At 55.6% G+C, this 17102-nt stretch carries 15 protein-coding genes; 13 read left to right on the top strand and 2 right to left on the bottom strand.

The features are described from left to right. The first annotated feature begins 360 nt into the window (after positions 1-360). On the top strand, positions 361-3018 hold the full coding sequence (locus tag OEL83_07380; protein ID MDK9706859.1) for a glycosyltransferase: 2658 nt from the start codon (positions 361-363) through the stop codon (positions 3016-3018). An 81-nt stretch (positions 3019-3099) separates the two neighbouring features. Here the strand turns inward: OEL83_07380 and ybaK are convergent, their stop codons facing one another. After that, positions 3100-3573, bottom strand: a complete 474-nt coding sequence (ybaK, locus tag OEL83_07375; GenBank protein ID MDK9706858.1) for a Cys-tRNA(Pro) deacylase — start codon at positions 3571-3573, stop codon at positions 3100-3102. 339 nt (positions 3574-3912) lie between these two features. Between ybaK and OEL83_07370 the strand changes: the two genes are divergently transcribed. From OEL83_07370 to cmk, 11 genes are all read left to right on the top strand, one after another. Continuing rightward, entirely contained in the window at positions 3913-5511 is a 1599-nt protein-coding gene (locus OEL83_07370) for a hypothetical protein (GenBank protein ID MDK9706857.1), read from the top strand. Further along, complete coding sequence (locus OEL83_07365) at positions 5508-7085, top strand: NAD(P)/FAD-dependent oxidoreductase (GenBank protein MDK9706856.1); 1578 nt, start codon at positions 5508-5510, stop codon at positions 7083-7085. The genes OEL83_07370 and OEL83_07365 overlap by 4 nt, the downstream gene beginning before the upstream one ends. A 325-nt stretch (positions 7086-7410) precedes the next feature. Then, positions 7411-8202: a TOBE domain-containing protein gene (locus tag OEL83_07360; GenBank protein MDK9706855.1), complete on the top strand. Its 792-nt coding sequence runs from the start codon at positions 7411-7413 to the stop codon at positions 8200-8202. Positions 8203-8230: 28 nt separating this feature from the next. Then, positions 8231-8992: a molybdate ABC transporter substrate-binding protein gene (modA, locus tag OEL83_07355; protein ID MDK9706854.1), complete on the top strand. Its 762-nt coding sequence runs from the start codon at positions 8231-8233 to the stop codon at positions 8990-8992. A 22-nt stretch (positions 8993-9014) separates the two neighbouring features. Then, positions 9015-9695, top strand: coding sequence for a molybdate ABC transporter permease subunit (modB, locus tag OEL83_07350; protein MDK9706853.1), 681 nt, complete (start codon positions 9015-9017; stop codon positions 9693-9695). 2 nt (positions 9696-9697) lie between these two features. Next, positions 9698-10747 (top strand): molybdenum ABC transporter ATP-binding protein, encoded by a 1050-nt coding sequence (gene modC, locus OEL83_07345; protein MDK9706852.1) that lies wholly within the window; start codon positions 9698-9700, stop codon positions 10745-10747. A 190-nt stretch (positions 10748-10937) separates the two neighbouring features. Then, positions 10938-12050, top strand: coding sequence for a response regulator (locus OEL83_07340; protein ID MDK9706851.1), 1113 nt, complete (start codon positions 10938-10940; stop codon positions 12048-12050). A gap of 20 nt (positions 12051-12070) precedes the next feature. After that, positions 12071-12355, top strand: a complete 285-nt coding sequence (gatC, locus tag OEL83_07335) for an Asp-tRNA(Asn)/Glu-tRNA(Gln) amidotransferase subunit GatC (GenBank protein MDK9706850.1) — start codon at positions 12071-12073, stop codon at positions 12353-12355. 80 nt (positions 12356-12435) lie between these two features. Beyond that, positions 12436-13893, top strand: coding sequence for an Asp-tRNA(Asn)/Glu-tRNA(Gln) amidotransferase subunit GatA (gene gatA, locus OEL83_07330; protein MDK9706849.1), 1458 nt, complete (start codon positions 12436-12438; stop codon positions 13891-13893). Positions 13894-13901: 8 nt separating this feature from the next. Continuing rightward, complete coding sequence (gene hisC / locus OEL83_07325; protein ID MDK9706848.1) at positions 13902-15014, top strand: histidinol-phosphate transaminase; 1113 nt, start codon at positions 13902-13904, stop codon at positions 15012-15014. After that, entirely contained in the window at positions 15007-15696 is a 690-nt protein-coding gene (gene cmk / locus OEL83_07320) for a (d)CMP kinase (protein MDK9706847.1), read from the top strand. Before hisC ends, cmk begins: the two co-directional genes overlap by 8 nt. Before the next feature lie 43 nt (positions 15697-15739). On the opposite strand, the gene OEL83_07315 is transcribed toward cmk, so the two are convergent. Next, entirely contained in the window at positions 15740-16342 is a 603-nt protein-coding gene (locus OEL83_07315; protein MDK9706846.1) for an OmpA family protein, read from the bottom strand. A gap of 250 nt (positions 16343-16592) precedes the next feature. Between OEL83_07315 and OEL83_07310 the strand changes: the two genes are divergently transcribed. Continuing rightward, positions 16593-17102 (top strand): hypothetical protein (locus OEL83_07310; protein MDK9706845.1); only part of this gene is annotated, 510 nt, incomplete at its 3' end.

Below are 17102 nucleotides of genomic sequence, written 5' to 3'. Positions count from 1 at the left end.
AGACTCCTCGAAATCCATTGCTCAAGCTCCCGGAATTCGAGTATTATAAAGCTGAATTGGGCAATTTGTCTGCTCAAACGAATTATGCCCTTATGGTTAAGATTTCCACACCATGCGACCCGGTGGCTGTTTTTGCTGTCGCCGTTCCATGCCGATAGACCCCCATCTACAGATTGGCGGGACGGCCGGGACCGCGTTTCAAAGATCTGCAGATCCTGCCCGTGTGCGCGGGCAGGATCTGCTCCTTTATAGACTTGAAAGTACATTGAATGATTTATTAACGGCTGCCAACCTCACTTATCCTGCCAATTTTTCTCCTGATCCTGCATCTTCTCTGCCGGAATCGACCAATACAGCACTATGACGAGAGCAAATTTTCTCATCTGCATTGCCATCGCAGTGGTTTCGATCAGTTTCTGGGCACTGTTGAACCGGCAAGAATCGGAACCGCCCTGGCCGAAACGCATCCAGGGTTTTTCCTTTTCACCGATGCAGGCCTGGAACGATCAATCAGCCCACAACCTGCCGACCGTAGCCGAGATCGAATCCGATCTGAAGCTGGTTTCCGACAAAACCTATGCCATACGCCTGTACACCACCGAGGGTGTCCTCGCCGAGATTCCGGCCATGGCCCAGAAATACGGACTGAACGTCACCCTGGGGGCATGGCTTGACAAGGACCTTGAGGAAAATGACCGGCAGATCGAAACCGTCATCCGTCTGGCAAAGGAAAACTATCGCAACGTCATCCGCGTCATCGTCGGCAACGAGTCATTACTCCGCGGTGAGACGACGCCGGAGCAACTTGGTAAATACCTCGACCGGGTTCGCGATGCGGTCGATGTACCGGTCAGCACCGCCGAACCCTGGCACATCTGGCTGCACTACCCGCAGTTGGCGGCTCATGTCGATTTCGTCGCTACTCATATGCTGCCGTATTGGGAGGGCGTGCACCTCGACAAGGCGGTTGACTATGTTGTCGAGCATGTCAACAAGCTCGAAAAGACCTTCCCCAAGCTGCCGGTGGTCATAACCGAGGTCGGCTGGCCATCGAACGGACGCACCCGCAAGGCCGCCGTGGCCTCGCCATTCAATGAGGCCACCTTTCTCCGCCGCTTCCTCAAGCGCGCCGAGGAACTCAATTACACCTATTACATTATGGAGGCCTTCGACCAGCCGTGGAAGCGGACCAGTGAGGGCTCGGTCGGCGCCTACTGGGGGGTCTACGATGCGGAGCGCAATGCCAAATTCCCCTTCACCTCGCCCATTGTCGAGGTCCCGGAATGGCGGGTCCTCGCCGGCATTACCCTGGTGATAGCCATCATCACCTTCGCCCTCCTGCTCATCGACAGCACCACCCTCCGCAAGCGCGGCCGGGGTTTTCTCGCCTCCATTGCCTTTATCGCCGCAACCGGCGCGGTGTGGATCGTCTACAGCTACACCCAGCAATATCTGACCATATCGATGATGATCGTCGGCATACTCATGCTCATAGGCATCATCGGAGTCGTTATTGTCCTTCTTGCCGAGGCCCATGAATGGGCGGAGGCAATCTGGGCAAATTCGGGCAGGCGCAGCTTTAAAACGATGGACGTCAAGGACGAACAGCTGCCGGTGGTGTCGATCCATGTCCCGGCCTACAACGAACCGCCGGACATGATGATTGAAACCCTCAATGCCCTGGCACTCCTCGATTACCCGGCCTTCGAGGTCATCGTCATCGACAACAACACCAAGGATCCGGCGGTCTGGCAGCCGGTAGAGGCCCATTGTAAGACCCTTGGACCGCGTTTCCGTTTCTTTCACGAGGGACAGTTGGCCGGCTTTAAGGCCGGCGCCCTGAATTACGCCCTGGCCAAGACCGCGCCGGAGGCTGAGGTGGTAGCGGTAATCGATAGCGACTACATGGTCTCCCCCAACTGGCTGCGTGATCTGGTGCCCCAGTTTCTGCGCCCGGAGGTCGCCATCATCCAGGCGCCACAGGACTACCGGGACGACGGCGAGAATCTGTTCAAGGCGATGTGCTACGCCGAATACCGCGGCTTTTTCTATATCGGCATGGTCACCCGTAATGAGCGCAATGCCATCATTCAGCACGGCACCATGACCATGGTACGCAAATCGGTGCTGGAGGAGGTAGGCAGGTGGGCGGAATGGTGTATCACCGAAGACGCCGAACTGGGCCTGCGGATCTTCGAAAAGGGCTATGAGGCCCTGTATATCGCCAAGACCTATGGCCGCGGGGTCATGCCGGACACCTTTATCGATTTTAAAAAGCAGCGCTACCGCTGGGCCTACGGGGCGGTGCAGATTATCCGCCATCATGCCAAGGCCCTGCAGTGGCGCAACCAGAGCCGGCTGACCTATGGCCAGCGCTATCACTTCATCGCCGGCTGGCTGCCCTGGATGGCCGACAGCATCAACCTGATCTTTACCCTGGCGGCGCTGGGCTGGTCCATCGGCATGCTCCACTTCCCCCGCCAGGTTGATCCGCCGATGATTATCCTGTCAGCGGTGCCCCTTGCCTTTTTCGTCTTTAAGATGGCGAAGATGTTCTACCTGTACCGCGGCCGGGTCAAGGCGACCATCAGCCAGACCCTCGCTTCGGCAGTGGCCGGCCTTGCCCTCTCGCATACCATCTCCAAGGCCATTCTCTTTGGCGTGGTGTCGAAGAGCCTGCCCTTTTTCCGCACCCCGAAGAAGGCGGAAGGCCGGCCATTCTGGTATGCCCTGCAGTCGGCCCGGGAGGAAGGGATGATTGCCCTTGCCCTGTTGCTCGGCGCCTACGCCCTGATTCGGGCACAAGACGTCGACCCCCCGCCTGATACCCTGGTGTGGATCGTGGTGTTACTGGTACAGTCGATTCCCTACCTAGCGGCCCTGCTCATGGCGGTGATAAGTGCCTTTGCCAAACTGCCGACAAAACTGATCAGAACTATTACTGCCCCGCACGATTCTCATCCGCCAAAGCCCGAGGATCCAGCCGATCAGGCCGACAGCCCGACAACGGCTGCATAAATATCCGGGCGGCCCGGGCAGATAGCCGAGACTGTCTGTCCGGGCCGCCTTTTCATCCCGGAGTATCTTCTTCCTATTCCCTCAGCGGGTCTCGGCGATGGCGGCAAAGGCGGCACCGGTAAGCGTCGCCAAATCCGCAGGTCTCAGCTCAATCTCCAAGCCCCTCCGCCCGGCACTGACGAAGATGGTCGACTGGGCCTTGGCCGAAGAATCGATCAGGGTCGGCAAGCGTTTTTTTTGCCCGAGCGGACTGACGCCGCCGAGAACATAGCCGGTACTTCGCTCCACCGCCGCCGTATCGGCCATCGCCGCCTTTTTGACCCCCGCCGCCTTGGCAATCTGCTTCATACTGAGCAGGGTGGACACCGGAATGACTGCCACCGCCAGATTCTTGCCGTCAAGTTCGACAACCAAGGTTTTAAAAACCCGTTCCAGGGCGATACCGAGCTTTTCCGCCGCCTCCCTGCCATACGAATCGGCGGACGGATCGTGCACGTAGGTATGCACGGTATAAGAAATTTTTGCCTTTTTGGCGGCGTTGATTGCCGGTGTCATACGTATTCCTATGGAGTGTGTAGTGTTGCCCACCGGCTTCTTACAGACGCCGGCCCCATCTTTATCCTCCCGCGGCAACCGATGATACCAATGGGGACGCCGGGAAGAACATGCGAACAGTTTGCCGTTCAGGCGCTGAATTGCCGCGAAGGTACAAGGGTAGTCCATCACCAGGTTGCCGGACTACAAAAAAATTGCATAATGCCACTCAAAAGAGTAGCTTTGCCCACATATTTTGAGCAGCCTGTGTGCGCGGCCAACATACGCTGTTTCTTGCCAATATTCTCAAAAAATCCTGTAATAAACCAATTTGCAGCGCGACCTCCCTTTCGGAGCACCATGAAATACTTCTCCCCCGTCCATAATTGGCGCGGCTTCTGCTTTCTCCTGCTTCTCGCCTTTTTCCTGAAGGGAATTGTGTACATGGCCGTACTGCCGCCCTTTGAGGGCTGGGACGAATACCAGCATCTCGCCTATATTGTCCACTTGGAAAAAAGTCACACAAGGCCGGTAATGCATAAAGACTGGGTTTCCCGTGATCTCCTCCGCGATATCGTCACCTTTCCGGTCTCAAAATATATGGCTGAACAAACGGCAAAAACCGGAGCACTCGAATACGCCGACTCTTTCCGAAGCGGTTCACAACCGCCCCAGTACCGGGCGGATCATCCCGATATCACCCTCTACCAGGCGCAACACGGATCGCTGTATTATTGGCTGATGACGCCGGTCGTAGCCCTTGTTGACGGTGCCGCGGGCGCAGGCATAGGGGATACCCTTGCCGCCCTTCGCGCCATCAACTGTATCTTTGCCACCCTCACTCTTGCCGCACTGTTCTGGCTGATCGGCCGGATCACCCCGGACAAACGGGCCGCCGCCCTCATGGCCCTGCTGCTGGCTGCACATCCGCTGTTTCTCCTCAATTCCGTGCGGGTTGCCAACGATGCCCTGGCAATCCTCACCGGTTGCCTGGTGGTGATAATCGCCCTTCTGCCCGGTTTACGGGCCCGGCTCCCCTTCGTCGCCTGCGCCGGAATCCTTATCGGCCTTTCCTGCTGGGCGAAATCAACAAGCACCGCCCTGCTGCCCTTCTGGGTGTGCTGCCTGTGTCTTGCCTATTGGAAAAAAGAAATCACCTTCGGCAGACTGCTGCTCTTTCTCACCCTTTCCCTGCTTCTTGCCGTCGCCGTCCTCTGGGAACACCTGCGTTTTAATCTCGACCACTACGGCACCCTCTTTTTCATGCAGGAAGCCATCATCAATAAAGAAAAGAATATCGGCCTGGCCGCCATCCTGAAACTCGCTCTGACCTCGAATGTCTTCACCGATGTCTACACCCTCTGGCTCAGGGATGCAATCTGGACCGGGGGCTGGAGTTTTCTGAAAGTCCATAATATCAAAAATATCTCCCTGGCCCTGGGTTCTCTGGCAATGCTCGCCTGGATATATCGACTCTTTGTGACCCGCAAAAAGGGCTTCATCGCCACCGAAACCTCCCTGCTCTGCCTGCTCTTTTGTCTTTCTATTAGTGCCGCGATTTCCTGGCATTACCTGCAATGCCTGGCTGCATGGGGACCGGGCAGGGCCACCAGCAATCCCTGGTATCTTTGCGGCGGCATGCCGTTTTTGCTGATCTTTATTTTCGACAGCGCCAGCCGCTGGTCAAAAGCCATAGGCCTGTTCACCGCCGCCGCCCTCATTGCCACCTATCTCTACGCCGATATCCGCGGCCTGTGCACCATGATCACCTTCTACAGCGGCGGCGATACCAGCTGGAGCGCCCTGGCAAAGATTGCCTCCATCCATCCGCCTTGGCTAAGTACCCCGACCCTGATCCTGGCGTCAGCAGTTTTTCTCCTGATAACAACTACAAGCATGCTGCTCATCTCCAGGGCGGCACCCCAACCATCCGACAACAAAGAAAGCGCAACGGCATGAAGAAAAAGATCGCCCTCATCATCGGCGCCGGACCGGCAGGACTGACGGCCGCCCACGAACTCCTGAAACATACCGACATTCACCCGGTCATCTTTGAGGCCTCGGCCGACATCGGTGGGATCTCAAAGACCGTCAATTACAAAGGAAACCGGATAGATATCGGTGGACACCGGTTCTTTTCCAAATCGGCAAGGGTCATGACCTGGTGGCAAAGCATCATGCCCCTGCAGGAAAAACCGGCTTATGACGACCTGCTCCTCCGCCGCGACCTTCCCTTCGCCACCACCAACACCGGCGCCGATCCGGAGAAGATCGACAAGGTCATGCTCATCCGCAACCGCCTGTCGCGGATCTTTTTTCTCCGCGCCTTCTTCGACTACCCGATCTCCCTGAAATGGAACACCTTTAAAAATCTCGGCCTGTTCAGAATCATCAAGATCGGCTGGACCTATCTTGCAGTCAATCTCAAGCCGGTGCGCAACGAGAAGACCCTTGAAGACTTTCTTATCAACCGCTTCGGCCGGGAGCTCTACGCCACCTTTTTTAAAGACTATACCCAAAAGGTCTGGGGGGTCCCCTGCCAGGAAATCCCGGCCGACTGGGGCGCCCAGAGAATCAAGGGCTTATCGATCACCGCCAGCCTCGTCCACGCCGTACGCAGTATCTTTCGCCGCGACGACAGCATTCATCAGAGCAGCACCGAGACCTCGCTGATCGAGAGATTTCTCTATCCAAAACTCGGGCCCGGACAACTGTGGGAAGAGGTGGCACGGCAGGTCGTCGAGATGGGTGGGGAACTGCATATGCAGCGCACTGCCGTCGGCATCGATATTACCGATGGCCGGGTGACGTCACTCACCGTCCGTAACAGCGCCACCGGAGAGGAAACCACTCTGCCCTGCGACTATCTTTTCTCCACTATGCCGATCAAGGAGCTGGTAGCGGCAATGCCGCCTGAGAAAGTCCCGGGCCAGGTGCAGACCATCGCCCGGGGTCTGGTGTACCGTGATTTCATCACCGTCGGACTTCTCCTGAATAAACTCCTGCTGCAAAACGATACCGACCGGAAAACCATCAGCAACATCGTCCCGGACAACTGGATCTATATCCAGGAAAACGATGTCAAGATCGGCAGGTTACAGATTTTCAACAACTGGAGCCCGTATCTGGTCGCCGAGCGGGAAAACGTCTGGATCGGCCTGGAGTATTTCTGCAACGAAGGCGACCAGCTGTGGCAAAAATCCGACGCAGACTTCATCACCTTTGCCATCGGTGAGCTGGAAAAGATCGCCATTATCAACCGGGCCGACGTCATCGATGCCACCATTCTTCGGGTGCCGAAGACCTACCCCGCCTACTTTGGCACCTACGACCGCTTTGACGAGTTGCGGGCCTACACCGACTCTCTGGAGAACCTGTTTCTCATCGGCAGGAACGGCATGCACCGCTACAACAACACCGATCATTCCATGCTCACCGCCATGGTTGCCGTCGAAAACATCATCAAGGGCGAGACATCGAAGAACGCCATCTGGGATGTCAATGCCGAGCAGGATTATCACGAAGCCAAATAATCCGGCTTGTGTGCGACATGTGCCGGGGGGAGTATCCTTGCTGCCCCCACTCTTGAACCTCTCCGACGGTAGCTTGGCGACATTTTTGTCGGAAACCTTCTGCACTAACCCCGTTCCTTCAGTACCGACGCTACTCCTCACTGCCTGATCTGCCACACATTCATTTTAGTTTCAAATAGTTAATCAAAACAACCGCCGACAGATCGAATATCTATCCAACCTGGCATGCATTTTGGAATTACTAGTTGCAAGGTTACAGCGATTGCGCTATTCGTTTTTCGAATAACGCACTACTCTGCTTTTTTAAAAAACTATTGGAGAATACATGTCGCCGATATCACAAACCCTCCAGCATATCCTCGGATGGTCGGGCGAGGAGAATGCCGCGCTGTCGCTTCTCGAACACATCGACAGATGCGGCTCGATAAATCGCGCCGCTAAGGCAGCCGGGCTCAGCTACAAATCGGCTTGGGAAAAGATCGAAAACCTCAACAACCTGTCGGCGAAACCCTTGATTATCAGGCAGGTCGGCGGCAGTGGCGGCGGCGGCACGATCCTCACTGAGGAGGGCCGTAATCTGATCAGCCAGGCGGCCCTGCTGCGCCGGGAATTAGCAGGCTTTGCCGATTTTTTTGATGGGCAACAGGAAGGCGCCCTGTCCGCCCTGAAGGCCCTAAGGAGATTTGAAATGAAGATAAGTGCTCGAAACGTCTGGGCCGGAACCGTTACAAAAATTGACAAAGGCGCGGTGAACAGCGTCGTCGAGGTTGCTCTGAAAGGCGGGGATACGGTGGTGGCAGTAATCACCGACAACAGCGTTCTCCGTCTCGGACTGCAGCCCGGCTCCGAGGTGCTGGCCCTGGTCAAGGCGCCATCGGTGCTGCTGGGACGAGACATTAACCGGCAAAGCATTTCCGCCCGCAATGTCCTGACCGGCAAGGTGGCACGAATTGTCCCGGGAGTCGTCAACGACGAGGTAATCATCGACCTGCCCGGTGGTAGTACGGTGACGGCGATCAATACCAGCGAGAGCATCCGCAGGCTGGAACTTGCTCCCGGCATGGAAGTAGCGGCGATCTTCAAGGCCTCAAGTGTGCTGCTGGCGGTAAATTGCTGAAAAAACAAGCTTTCCAAAGGACGATCTCATGAAAAAAACGATGGCTATCCTGGCTACTCTTCTCCTTCTCATCCACCTGGCCGCGCTGTCAGTCAATGCCGGGGAAATCCACGTGTCGGCGGCGGCAAGCCTGAAAGATGCCTTCCGGGATATTATCAGCGGCTTTAAACAGACTGCGCCGGACACGGTGGTTGTCACCAATTTTGGCGCATCCGGGGCACTGGCCAAACAGATTGTCCAGGGCGCACCGGCCGATCTGTTCGTCTCTGCCGACGGGAAATGGACCGACTATCTGCTGCAGGAGGATAAAGGCAAGGCTGAAATGCACCATATCCTTGCCTATAACAGCCTGGTGTTCGTCGGCAAAAAAGGCCTGGCAGTAGGCTCCCTTGCCGATCTGCAGGGGCTACAGCGCATCGCCATCGGCAGCCCGGCAAGCGTTCCGGCCGGTGCCTATGCAATGCAAGCGATGCGCGCCGCCGGTATCTATGAGGCCCTCGAAACCAACAAGAAGCTGGTAATGGCCCAAGACGTCCGTCAGGCCCTGCTTTACGCCGATCGCGGCGAGGTCGACGGCGCCATGGTCTACAGAACCGACGCCCTGCTCGCCGAACATGCGGCGATCCTCCTCACCATTCCGGCAAACCTTCATGACCGCATTGCCTATCCGATGATGATGACCGATAGAGGTGCTGCGCGTGCCGAGGCCAAGGCCTTCTTCACCTACCTCACCGGCCCTGAAAGCAAATCCATCCTGGAGAAGTACGGATTCGAAACGAAACCTCAATAAGGTACAACCATTATCACGAGCTATGGAAATTCTGTCACCCCAAGACCTGCAAGCCATCCGGCTGTCGATTGAGGTAGCCTGCAGCGCAACTTTGATCGCCACCCCTTTCGGTTTTGCCGTTGCCTATTTCCTGGCGTTTTCACGGATACCGGGCAAGGCCCTCGTGGAAGGGCTGGTCAATTTGCCCCTGGTCCTGCCGCCGGTGGTGGTCGGCTACCTGCTGCTCATGCTGCTCGGGCAGCACGGTTTCTTCGGCCCCCTTCTCCAGAAGCTCGATCTCAGGATCATTTTCACCCTGTCGGGGGCGATCATTGCCTCTGCCGTCGTCGGTTTTCCGCTCCTCGTTCGTGCCATTCGTCTCGGCCTGGAAGGTATCGACGAAAATTGTCTGCTGGCAGCACGAACCCTCGGTGCCGGCTGGTGGGATGCTCTCTTTACCATCACCCTGCCACTCTGCGGTCGGGCGATCTTGGCCGGAATGACCCTGATGTTCGCCCGCAGCCTCGGCGAATTCGGTGCAACGATCCTCCTCGCCGGCAACATTCCAGAGGTGACCCAGACCATCCCGTTAGCCATTTATGAATATACCAACACCCCGGGTGGCGATCGGATGGCCATGAATCTGTGCCTGGTCTCTATTGCCCTGTCGTTTGCCATTCTCCTCTTGAGCGAGACGGTCAACCGCAATTTTAGGAGGAAATAGAGATGGATCTTGACGTTTCGGTAGAAAAACAACACGGCGACTTCCACTTTTCCGCCGCCTTCTCGCTTTCTACGGGACGCTGCGGCATCTTCGGTCCCTCCGGCAGCGGCAAATCCACCCTGATGCACCTCCTCGCCGGTCTTCTTACCCCCGACTCCGGAACCATCCGTCTGGCCGGCGACACCCTCTTTGACAGTGCCGCCGGCATAAACATGGCGCCGGAACAGCGGCGCATCGGCGTGGTATTTCAACATGCCCACCTCTTTCCCCACATGGATGTCCGGGCCAATCTTTTTTATGGCTGGAAGCGGACCAAGGCCTCAGAACGGCGCATTGACACCGAGACCCTGATCGATGTCCTGAACCTCGATCACCTCCTTCTGCGCAGTGTCGGGAGACTCTCCGGTGGCGAACGCCAGCGGGTGGCACTGGGGCGTACCCTCCTTGCCTGTCCGCGGTTGATTCTCATGGACGAGCCGCTCACCGGCCTCGACGAAGAGCTGAAATACCAGATTATCCCCTACCTGCGAAAGGCCTTTGCCGAGTTTGCCATTCCCCTTCTCTTTATCAGCCACTCCCTGCGGGAGATGCGCCTGATGACCGATGAGGTGCTGACCTTTCGCCAGGGCAAGTTGCAGGCAGCTCTCAGCACCGAGATGCTTGCTCGCAACAGCATGGAAACGGGTGGCTACCTCAACATGCTCAATCTTGGCAGGCCGTCGATGGCCGGGGATCTGCATGCCTACCAATGGGGCGATAACCGGCTGATTCTGACTGAAAAAGGCGAAGGTACCGAAAACCTTTTCGAACTGGACGCCCGCGATATCGTCCTCTTCAAGCGACATCCGGAGGCGACCAGTGCCCGCAATCTCCTGGCCTGCCGGGTGGTCGATATCTTTGGCGTAAACAACCGGGTGGGCGTCGAACTGGCCTGCGGCGAGAAGCGGCTGATCGCCCAGATCGTCCCGGAATCAGTGCGCGAGCTGGATCTTACCGTCGGCAGTGAGGTCGTCGCCGTCATCAAGGCATCTTCCTTTCGTCGACTCCTCTAGCACTACCCCACAAGGCATACATTCCACCCCAAATTACCGCCTTGAAATCACCTTGCCCAGAAGCCCTGCACCATGATTTCCAGAGCCTTGCAGGCCCGGTATAAAAAAGTGTGGGAAGTTGCAAAATGATTTGTAAAAATGTACAGTCTAAATAAATCCTGGCACGTGGCGACTAAATGGAGATACTGTTTTGAACAAAGGTTCCACCAAAATATTAATCGCCGATGACGATGCGATGGTGCGCACCACCGTATCGAAAATATTGGAGATGTTCGGTCATCAGGTCGACACCGCGGCCGACGGGATGGGGGTCCTGGCCGCCGTCGATGACAGTTATGATGTCATAATCCTCGACATCAATATGCCCGACATGGACGGCTTTGAAACCATGGATCGGCTCAATGAACTCAACTATGAGGTTCCGGTCCTCTTCCTCACCGGCGCCGGTTCCATGGACTACGCGGTAAAGGCCATCAATCTCGGGGCTTATGATTTTTTGACCAAGCCCATTGAAGACTTAGATATCTTTAACGTAAAAATCCGCCGGGCCATTGAAAAAAGAAGTTACGTACTCAAGGAAAGACAGTATAAAGCTGCCCTGGAAGACGACATCCAGATTAAGGCCAAGCAGCTGGAAGAACAGAATAAACTCCTCCTCTCCTATAGCAATAGTCTGGAGAATGCCACGGTCCAGCTGATGAGCAGCCTGCAGAACGCCATGGAGGAAAAGGATTATTACACCGCCGGCCACACCATGCGGGTAACCGAATATGCCCTGATGCTTGGCAAGGCCATGGGCCTGAGCGAGAGTGAGATCCTCATCCTCAGACGGGCCTCACAATTTCACGATATTGGCAAGCTGGTTATCGATCTTTCCTGTATTCAAAAACCGGGCAAGTTGACCGACGAAGAATGGGTCCTGATCCGCAAGCATCCGAGTGTCGGCGCCAACATCATCCAGCCCCTGGGCTTTATGAAAAAAGAGCAGTTCATCATCCGTCATCATCACGAACGCATGGATGGCAAGGGCTACCCGGACGGCCTCACCGGTGACCAGCTCGACGATCTGACCAAGATCCTGATTGTCGTCGACAGCTATGATGCCATGACCTCGCGGCGTAACTACCGCAAAAACATGACTATGGAGCAGGCGGTTGCCGAGCTTTTCCGCTGCTCGGGAAGCCAGTTTGAACCACAGATAGTTGAATATTTTTCCAGGAGTATTGCCGATTACACCCCTACCAAGAGTGTCTTCTCGGAAGAATATCTGGAAAAGGCCTTTCAAAAAAACCACAATTCCTAATTTTCAAAGAGTGTATAGCAATGAAAATATCGAAAGAACAGGTTGAGCATGTCGCCCACCTGGCGAGGCTTACCTTGACCGAAGAAGAACTCGAGCAAATGACCGGCCAGCTGGACAACATTCTTTCCTATGTTGACAAACTCGACGAGCTGGATACCAGTGCGGTTGTGCCGACATCACACGTTTTCTCCGTCTGTAACGCCTTTCGTGAGGACATTGTCAAGGAATCCTTGTCACGTAATGATGCCCTGATGAATGCCCCGCAACACGATGGCGAAACTTTCCTCGTCCCCAGAATTATTTAGTATTGATTGAGCTATATTAACTACGTTTTTTTCTTTACCAAAGCAGGGGGCAATCAGTTCCCTGCTTTTTGAGGTTTTGTATGAAGCCGTATCAGTTGACCATTACCGAGGCCTGCGCAGCAATGAACAAGGGTGACCTCACCGCCGTTGCCCTCACCGAAAGCTGTCTGGCCAGAATCGCGGAAGTTGATCAGGACCTGCACGCCTTTGTCACCGTTGACAGTGAGGGTGCGCTCAGGCAGGCGGCAGCCGCTGATGCAATGCGCCAGGAAGGTTCGGCCGGATTGCTCTGCGGCATCCCCGTGTCCATCAAGGACCTCCTCGCCACCAAGGGCCAGAGGATGACCTGCGGTTCGAAGATTCTCGAGAATTATATCGCCCCCTACGATGCTACGGTCGTCGAGAAGGTACGGAATGCCGGAGCCGTGATCCTTGGCAAGGCAACCATGGACGAATTCGCCATGGGCTCGACCTCCGAAACCTGTGCCTTTGGCGTACCCCGTAACCCTTGGAAAAAAGGCTATGTTGCCGGCGGATCATCGGGCGGTTCGGCGGTTGGTGTCGCGTCCTGCGAGTGTTTTGCCTCCCTTGGTTCCGACACGGGGGGATCGGTCCGCCAACCGGCCTCACTGTGCGGCATCGTCGGCATGAAACCAACCTATGGCCGGGTGTCCCGCTATGGCTTGACCGCCTTTGCCTCATCCCTTGATCAAGTCGGCCCGCTTTGCCGAAGCGTCGCCGACTGCGCACTGATGATGAATGTGATCAGCGGCTATGACCCGATGGACTCCACCTCGGTGCAGCAACCGGTGCCTGATTATTCCGCCTACCTCGTTGAGGGCCTGAAAGGTCTCAGGGTCGGTGTTCCCCGGGAATATTTCACAAAGGGACTGAATGCCGAGGTACATGCCATTGTGCAAAACAGCATAGCGGTCCTGAAGGATCGGGGTGCGGAGATCGTCGAGGTTACCTTGCCGCACACCGAATATTGCGTCGCGGTGTACTACTTGATTGCGCCTTCCGAGGCCAGTTCCAACCTGGCGAGATACGATGGCGTGCATTATGGCTTCCGTGACAAACAAGCCGAGACCCTCCTTGAGATGTACAAGGGCTCCCGCTCCAAAGGCTTCGGCCCGGAGGTGAAACGGCGGATTCTCATCGGCACCTATGCCCTTTCATCCGGCTATTATGATGCCTATTATAAGAAGGCATCGCAGGTACGAACCCTCATTCTCAATGATTTTAAAAAGGCCTTTGCGGCCTGTGATGTCCTCGTCTCGCCGGTCACTCCCACGCCGGCCTGGCCCATGGGCGAGAACGCGGATGACCCACTGTCCGTTTATCTCTCTGATATATTGACACTTTCCGCAAATCTTGCAGGTATTCCGGGAATGTCCGTCCCCGGCGGTTTCACCGAGGCAGGCCTGCCGGTTGGCGTTCAGTTGCAGGGAGCACATTTTCAGGAGGAGGTGCTGCTGAAAGTCGGCTTCAACCTTGAACAGGCACTGCAACTCGGGAAAAGAGATCTGGACCTTTAGGAGCCATATTGAAAATTACCATCCCGGAATGTATCCGGACAATTATCCCCTACCCTCCCGGCAAACCCATTGACGAGTTGGAACGGGAGTACGGGATAACCGGTTCGATCAAGCTTGCTTCAAATGAGAATCCCTGGGGTCCATCACCGAAGGCGGTACGGGCCATGCGTTCTGAATTGCTGAATGTACACCGGTATCCGGACGCCGCATGCTACAGTTTAACCAGGGCCCTCGCCGAAAAGCTGGGAGTGGACACTACCGAGATCATCCTCGGTAACGGTTCTAATGAAATTATTGATTTTCTGGTGAAGGCCTTGATCCAGGAAGGGGATGAGGTCATCACCAGTCATCCGTCCTTCTTGATGTACCACAAATTCGTGCAGATTCGGGGTGGGATAAACTCCGTCGTACCGCTCAAAGATATGCGCCACGATCTGCCCTCGATAAAGGATAGGGTTTCTGACAAGACGCGGCTTATTTTTCTCGATAATCCAAATAATCCGACCGGAACGATCATTCCCCCGGTCGAGTTGTATCAGTTTCTCAGCGATATCCCGGAGACGACAATCGTTGTCCTTGATGAGGCATATATCGATTATACCGACAAACAGCAGCGAGTGGATATCTACTCCCTTGTCCGCAATATTGCCGGCCGCTGCCCAGTGGTCTTTTTACGCACTTTTTCAAAGGTCTATGGCCTGGCCGGACTGAGAATCGGCTATGCGATAATGGCCAGGGGCATTGCCGCAACCCTGCAAAAAGTCCGGCAACCCTTTAATATCAATCAAATGGCCCAGGTCGGTGCCCTTGCCGCCCTGGCGGATGAGGAATACTACGAACGAACCCTCCGCCTTACCGCCGATGCCCTCAATTTCCTGAGACAGGAGGTAGATAAGCTGGGTTGCACAAGTTATCCATCCCAGACCAACTTCTTTCTCATAGATGTGCATGGCGATGCCGATCTCCTGTACCATGCCATGCTGGCCAAGGGCGTCATTATCCGCCCGATGGGGGCCTATGGTTTCACCAATTTTATCCGGATTTCCGTCGGCACTGAAGAGGAGAACAAGAGGTTTCTCGGATCGCTGGCTGACTGTCTTGTTGAGCTGAACTATGTCTGAAAAAATAGAAATCATTACTATCGACGGCCCTTCCGGGGTTGGCAAATCGACAGTGAGCAGGAAGGTGGCAGCAGCAACGGGTTTTGCCTATCTGGACACCGGAGCGATGTACCGGGCGGTTGGCTGGTATCTGGATCGCCACGCCGTGGCTCTCGACAACAATAAGGCCATTGCCGCAGCTATGACAACCTTCGTCTTGGAGCTCCAGCCCGCGGCCGATGAGATGAGTGATGTCGGGGTCTTTGTTAATGGTGAAAATGTCAGTCAGATCATCCGCACGCCGGAAATGGCCATGCTCGCATCCCGGGTTTCCGCCTTGCCGATAATCAGGGACATTCTCTCCGAAATACAAAAGGCCTATGGAACCAAAGGCAGGATTGTTGCCGAAGGCAGGGATACCGGGACGGTCATTTTCCCGAACGCCGCATATAAGTTCTTCCTTGACGCAAAACCCGAGGAAAGGGCGAGAAGACGTGTCGCCCAGCTGGCCAGAAACGGTGTTACTGCAAATCTCCAGGAGATTTTGGCCCTGACTCGTGAGCGTGACAATAATGACCAAAACCGAGCCGTAGCCCCGCTGAAAAAGGCGGACGACGCTGTTTTGATCGACACGACAGAGATCAATCTTGAAACCGTGGTACGGAAAATTCTCGAAGAAGTCGCGAGAAAGAGGGGACAATAGATCCGGCCCCGACAGGAGACAGGGCCGGACCTTTCACAGAATACTACTTTGCTATCAGATCGACACGCCGGTTGCCGCTGTAGGCATTTTCATCCTGGCCAATGAACAGCGGTCTTTCCTCGCCATATGATAAGGTCTGCAGATTGCGTGCATCAATGCCCAGAATTACGAGCTTCTTTTGCACGTTGAGTGCCCTTCTCTCACCCAAGGCCATGTTGTATTCGTTGGTACCCCTGTCATCGGTATTGCCCTCAATGGTCACCCGGATACCGGGATGAGACTTGATATATTCAGCATCGCGGTTCACTACCGACTCCATATCCCCACGAACCCCAGCCTGATCGAAGTCAAAGTATATGGGGAAGAGGCCCTCGGAACAGCGTCCATGTAACCGCTTGAATTCATCGGACTGTTGATCGGCATAGCTGCCGAGAGGGGCGTTTTTGTCATCAAGGGTGCCGACCCGCGGCAGGTTATCCTGGGAAAAGCCACCCTCCGCCATGGGATATTTGATGTTTTTGCCATCGGCATCGCCACCGGTACCCTCCGGTGGAATTACTGTTTTCTTGCCGCAACCGGCGCCTAAGAAAACAAAGGATACCATAAGTGCCGACAGGGCGAGGTTCGTAATAATTCTTTTATTCATGGGAACTCCTGTTGCAAAAATATTGTGTAGGTAGATGATTGGGTTGCGGCTGCCAACGGCTATAGCAAATGGCTTCTACTTTAGTCGTATTCGTAGAGAGGTCAAGTAGAAACGTCAGGAAAAAGGCGCTTACCTCCCAGCGTTCCGCCGCTGCCGGTTGCCAAACCTATTTTCGCTCTCCCTGTTGCTCCAAGAGCCTCTCTTCCTCTAACTGCTTTTTCCTCTTTTTCTTTGCTGCTTCCTGCTGGGCTTGATTCTCCGCCGCCTCCTGCTGCTGGCGCTGCTTATCCGGCCTTTGCCGAACCTGCTGCTCCTGCTGCTGCCGCTGTACCTCTTGCTCCTTACGGCGCTGATCTTCCTGGCGCTGCCGCTGCTTCAGCTCTTGGGCCTGCTGGCGCTGCGCTTCTTCCACCTGCTGGCGTTGCCTTTCCTGCTTTTGCCGGATTTGTTGAGCTTCCTGCTGTTGCCGCTGTACCTCCTGTTCCCGGCGTCGCTTATCATCCTGTTGCTGCCGCTGCTTCAGCTCCTCAGCCTGCTGGCGCTGCCCATCTTCCTCCTGCTGACGCTGTCTTTCCTGCTTTTGCCGGACCTGCTGGACTTCCTGCTGTTGCCGCTGTACCTCCTGTTCCCGGCGTCGCTTATCATCCTGTTGCTGCCGCTGCTTCAGTTCCTCAGCCTGCTGGCGCTGCCCATCTTCCTCCTGCTGGCGCTGTCTTTCCTGCTTTTGCCGGACCTGCTGGACTTCCTGCTGTTGCCGCTG

This window comes from Desulforhopalus sp., assembly GCA_030247675.1.
Taxonomy (GTDB): Bacteria; Desulfobacterota; Desulfobulbia; order Desulfobulbales; family Desulfocapsaceae; genus Desulforhopalus_A.
This window is presented reverse-complemented; position numbering and strand designations above follow the sequence as displayed.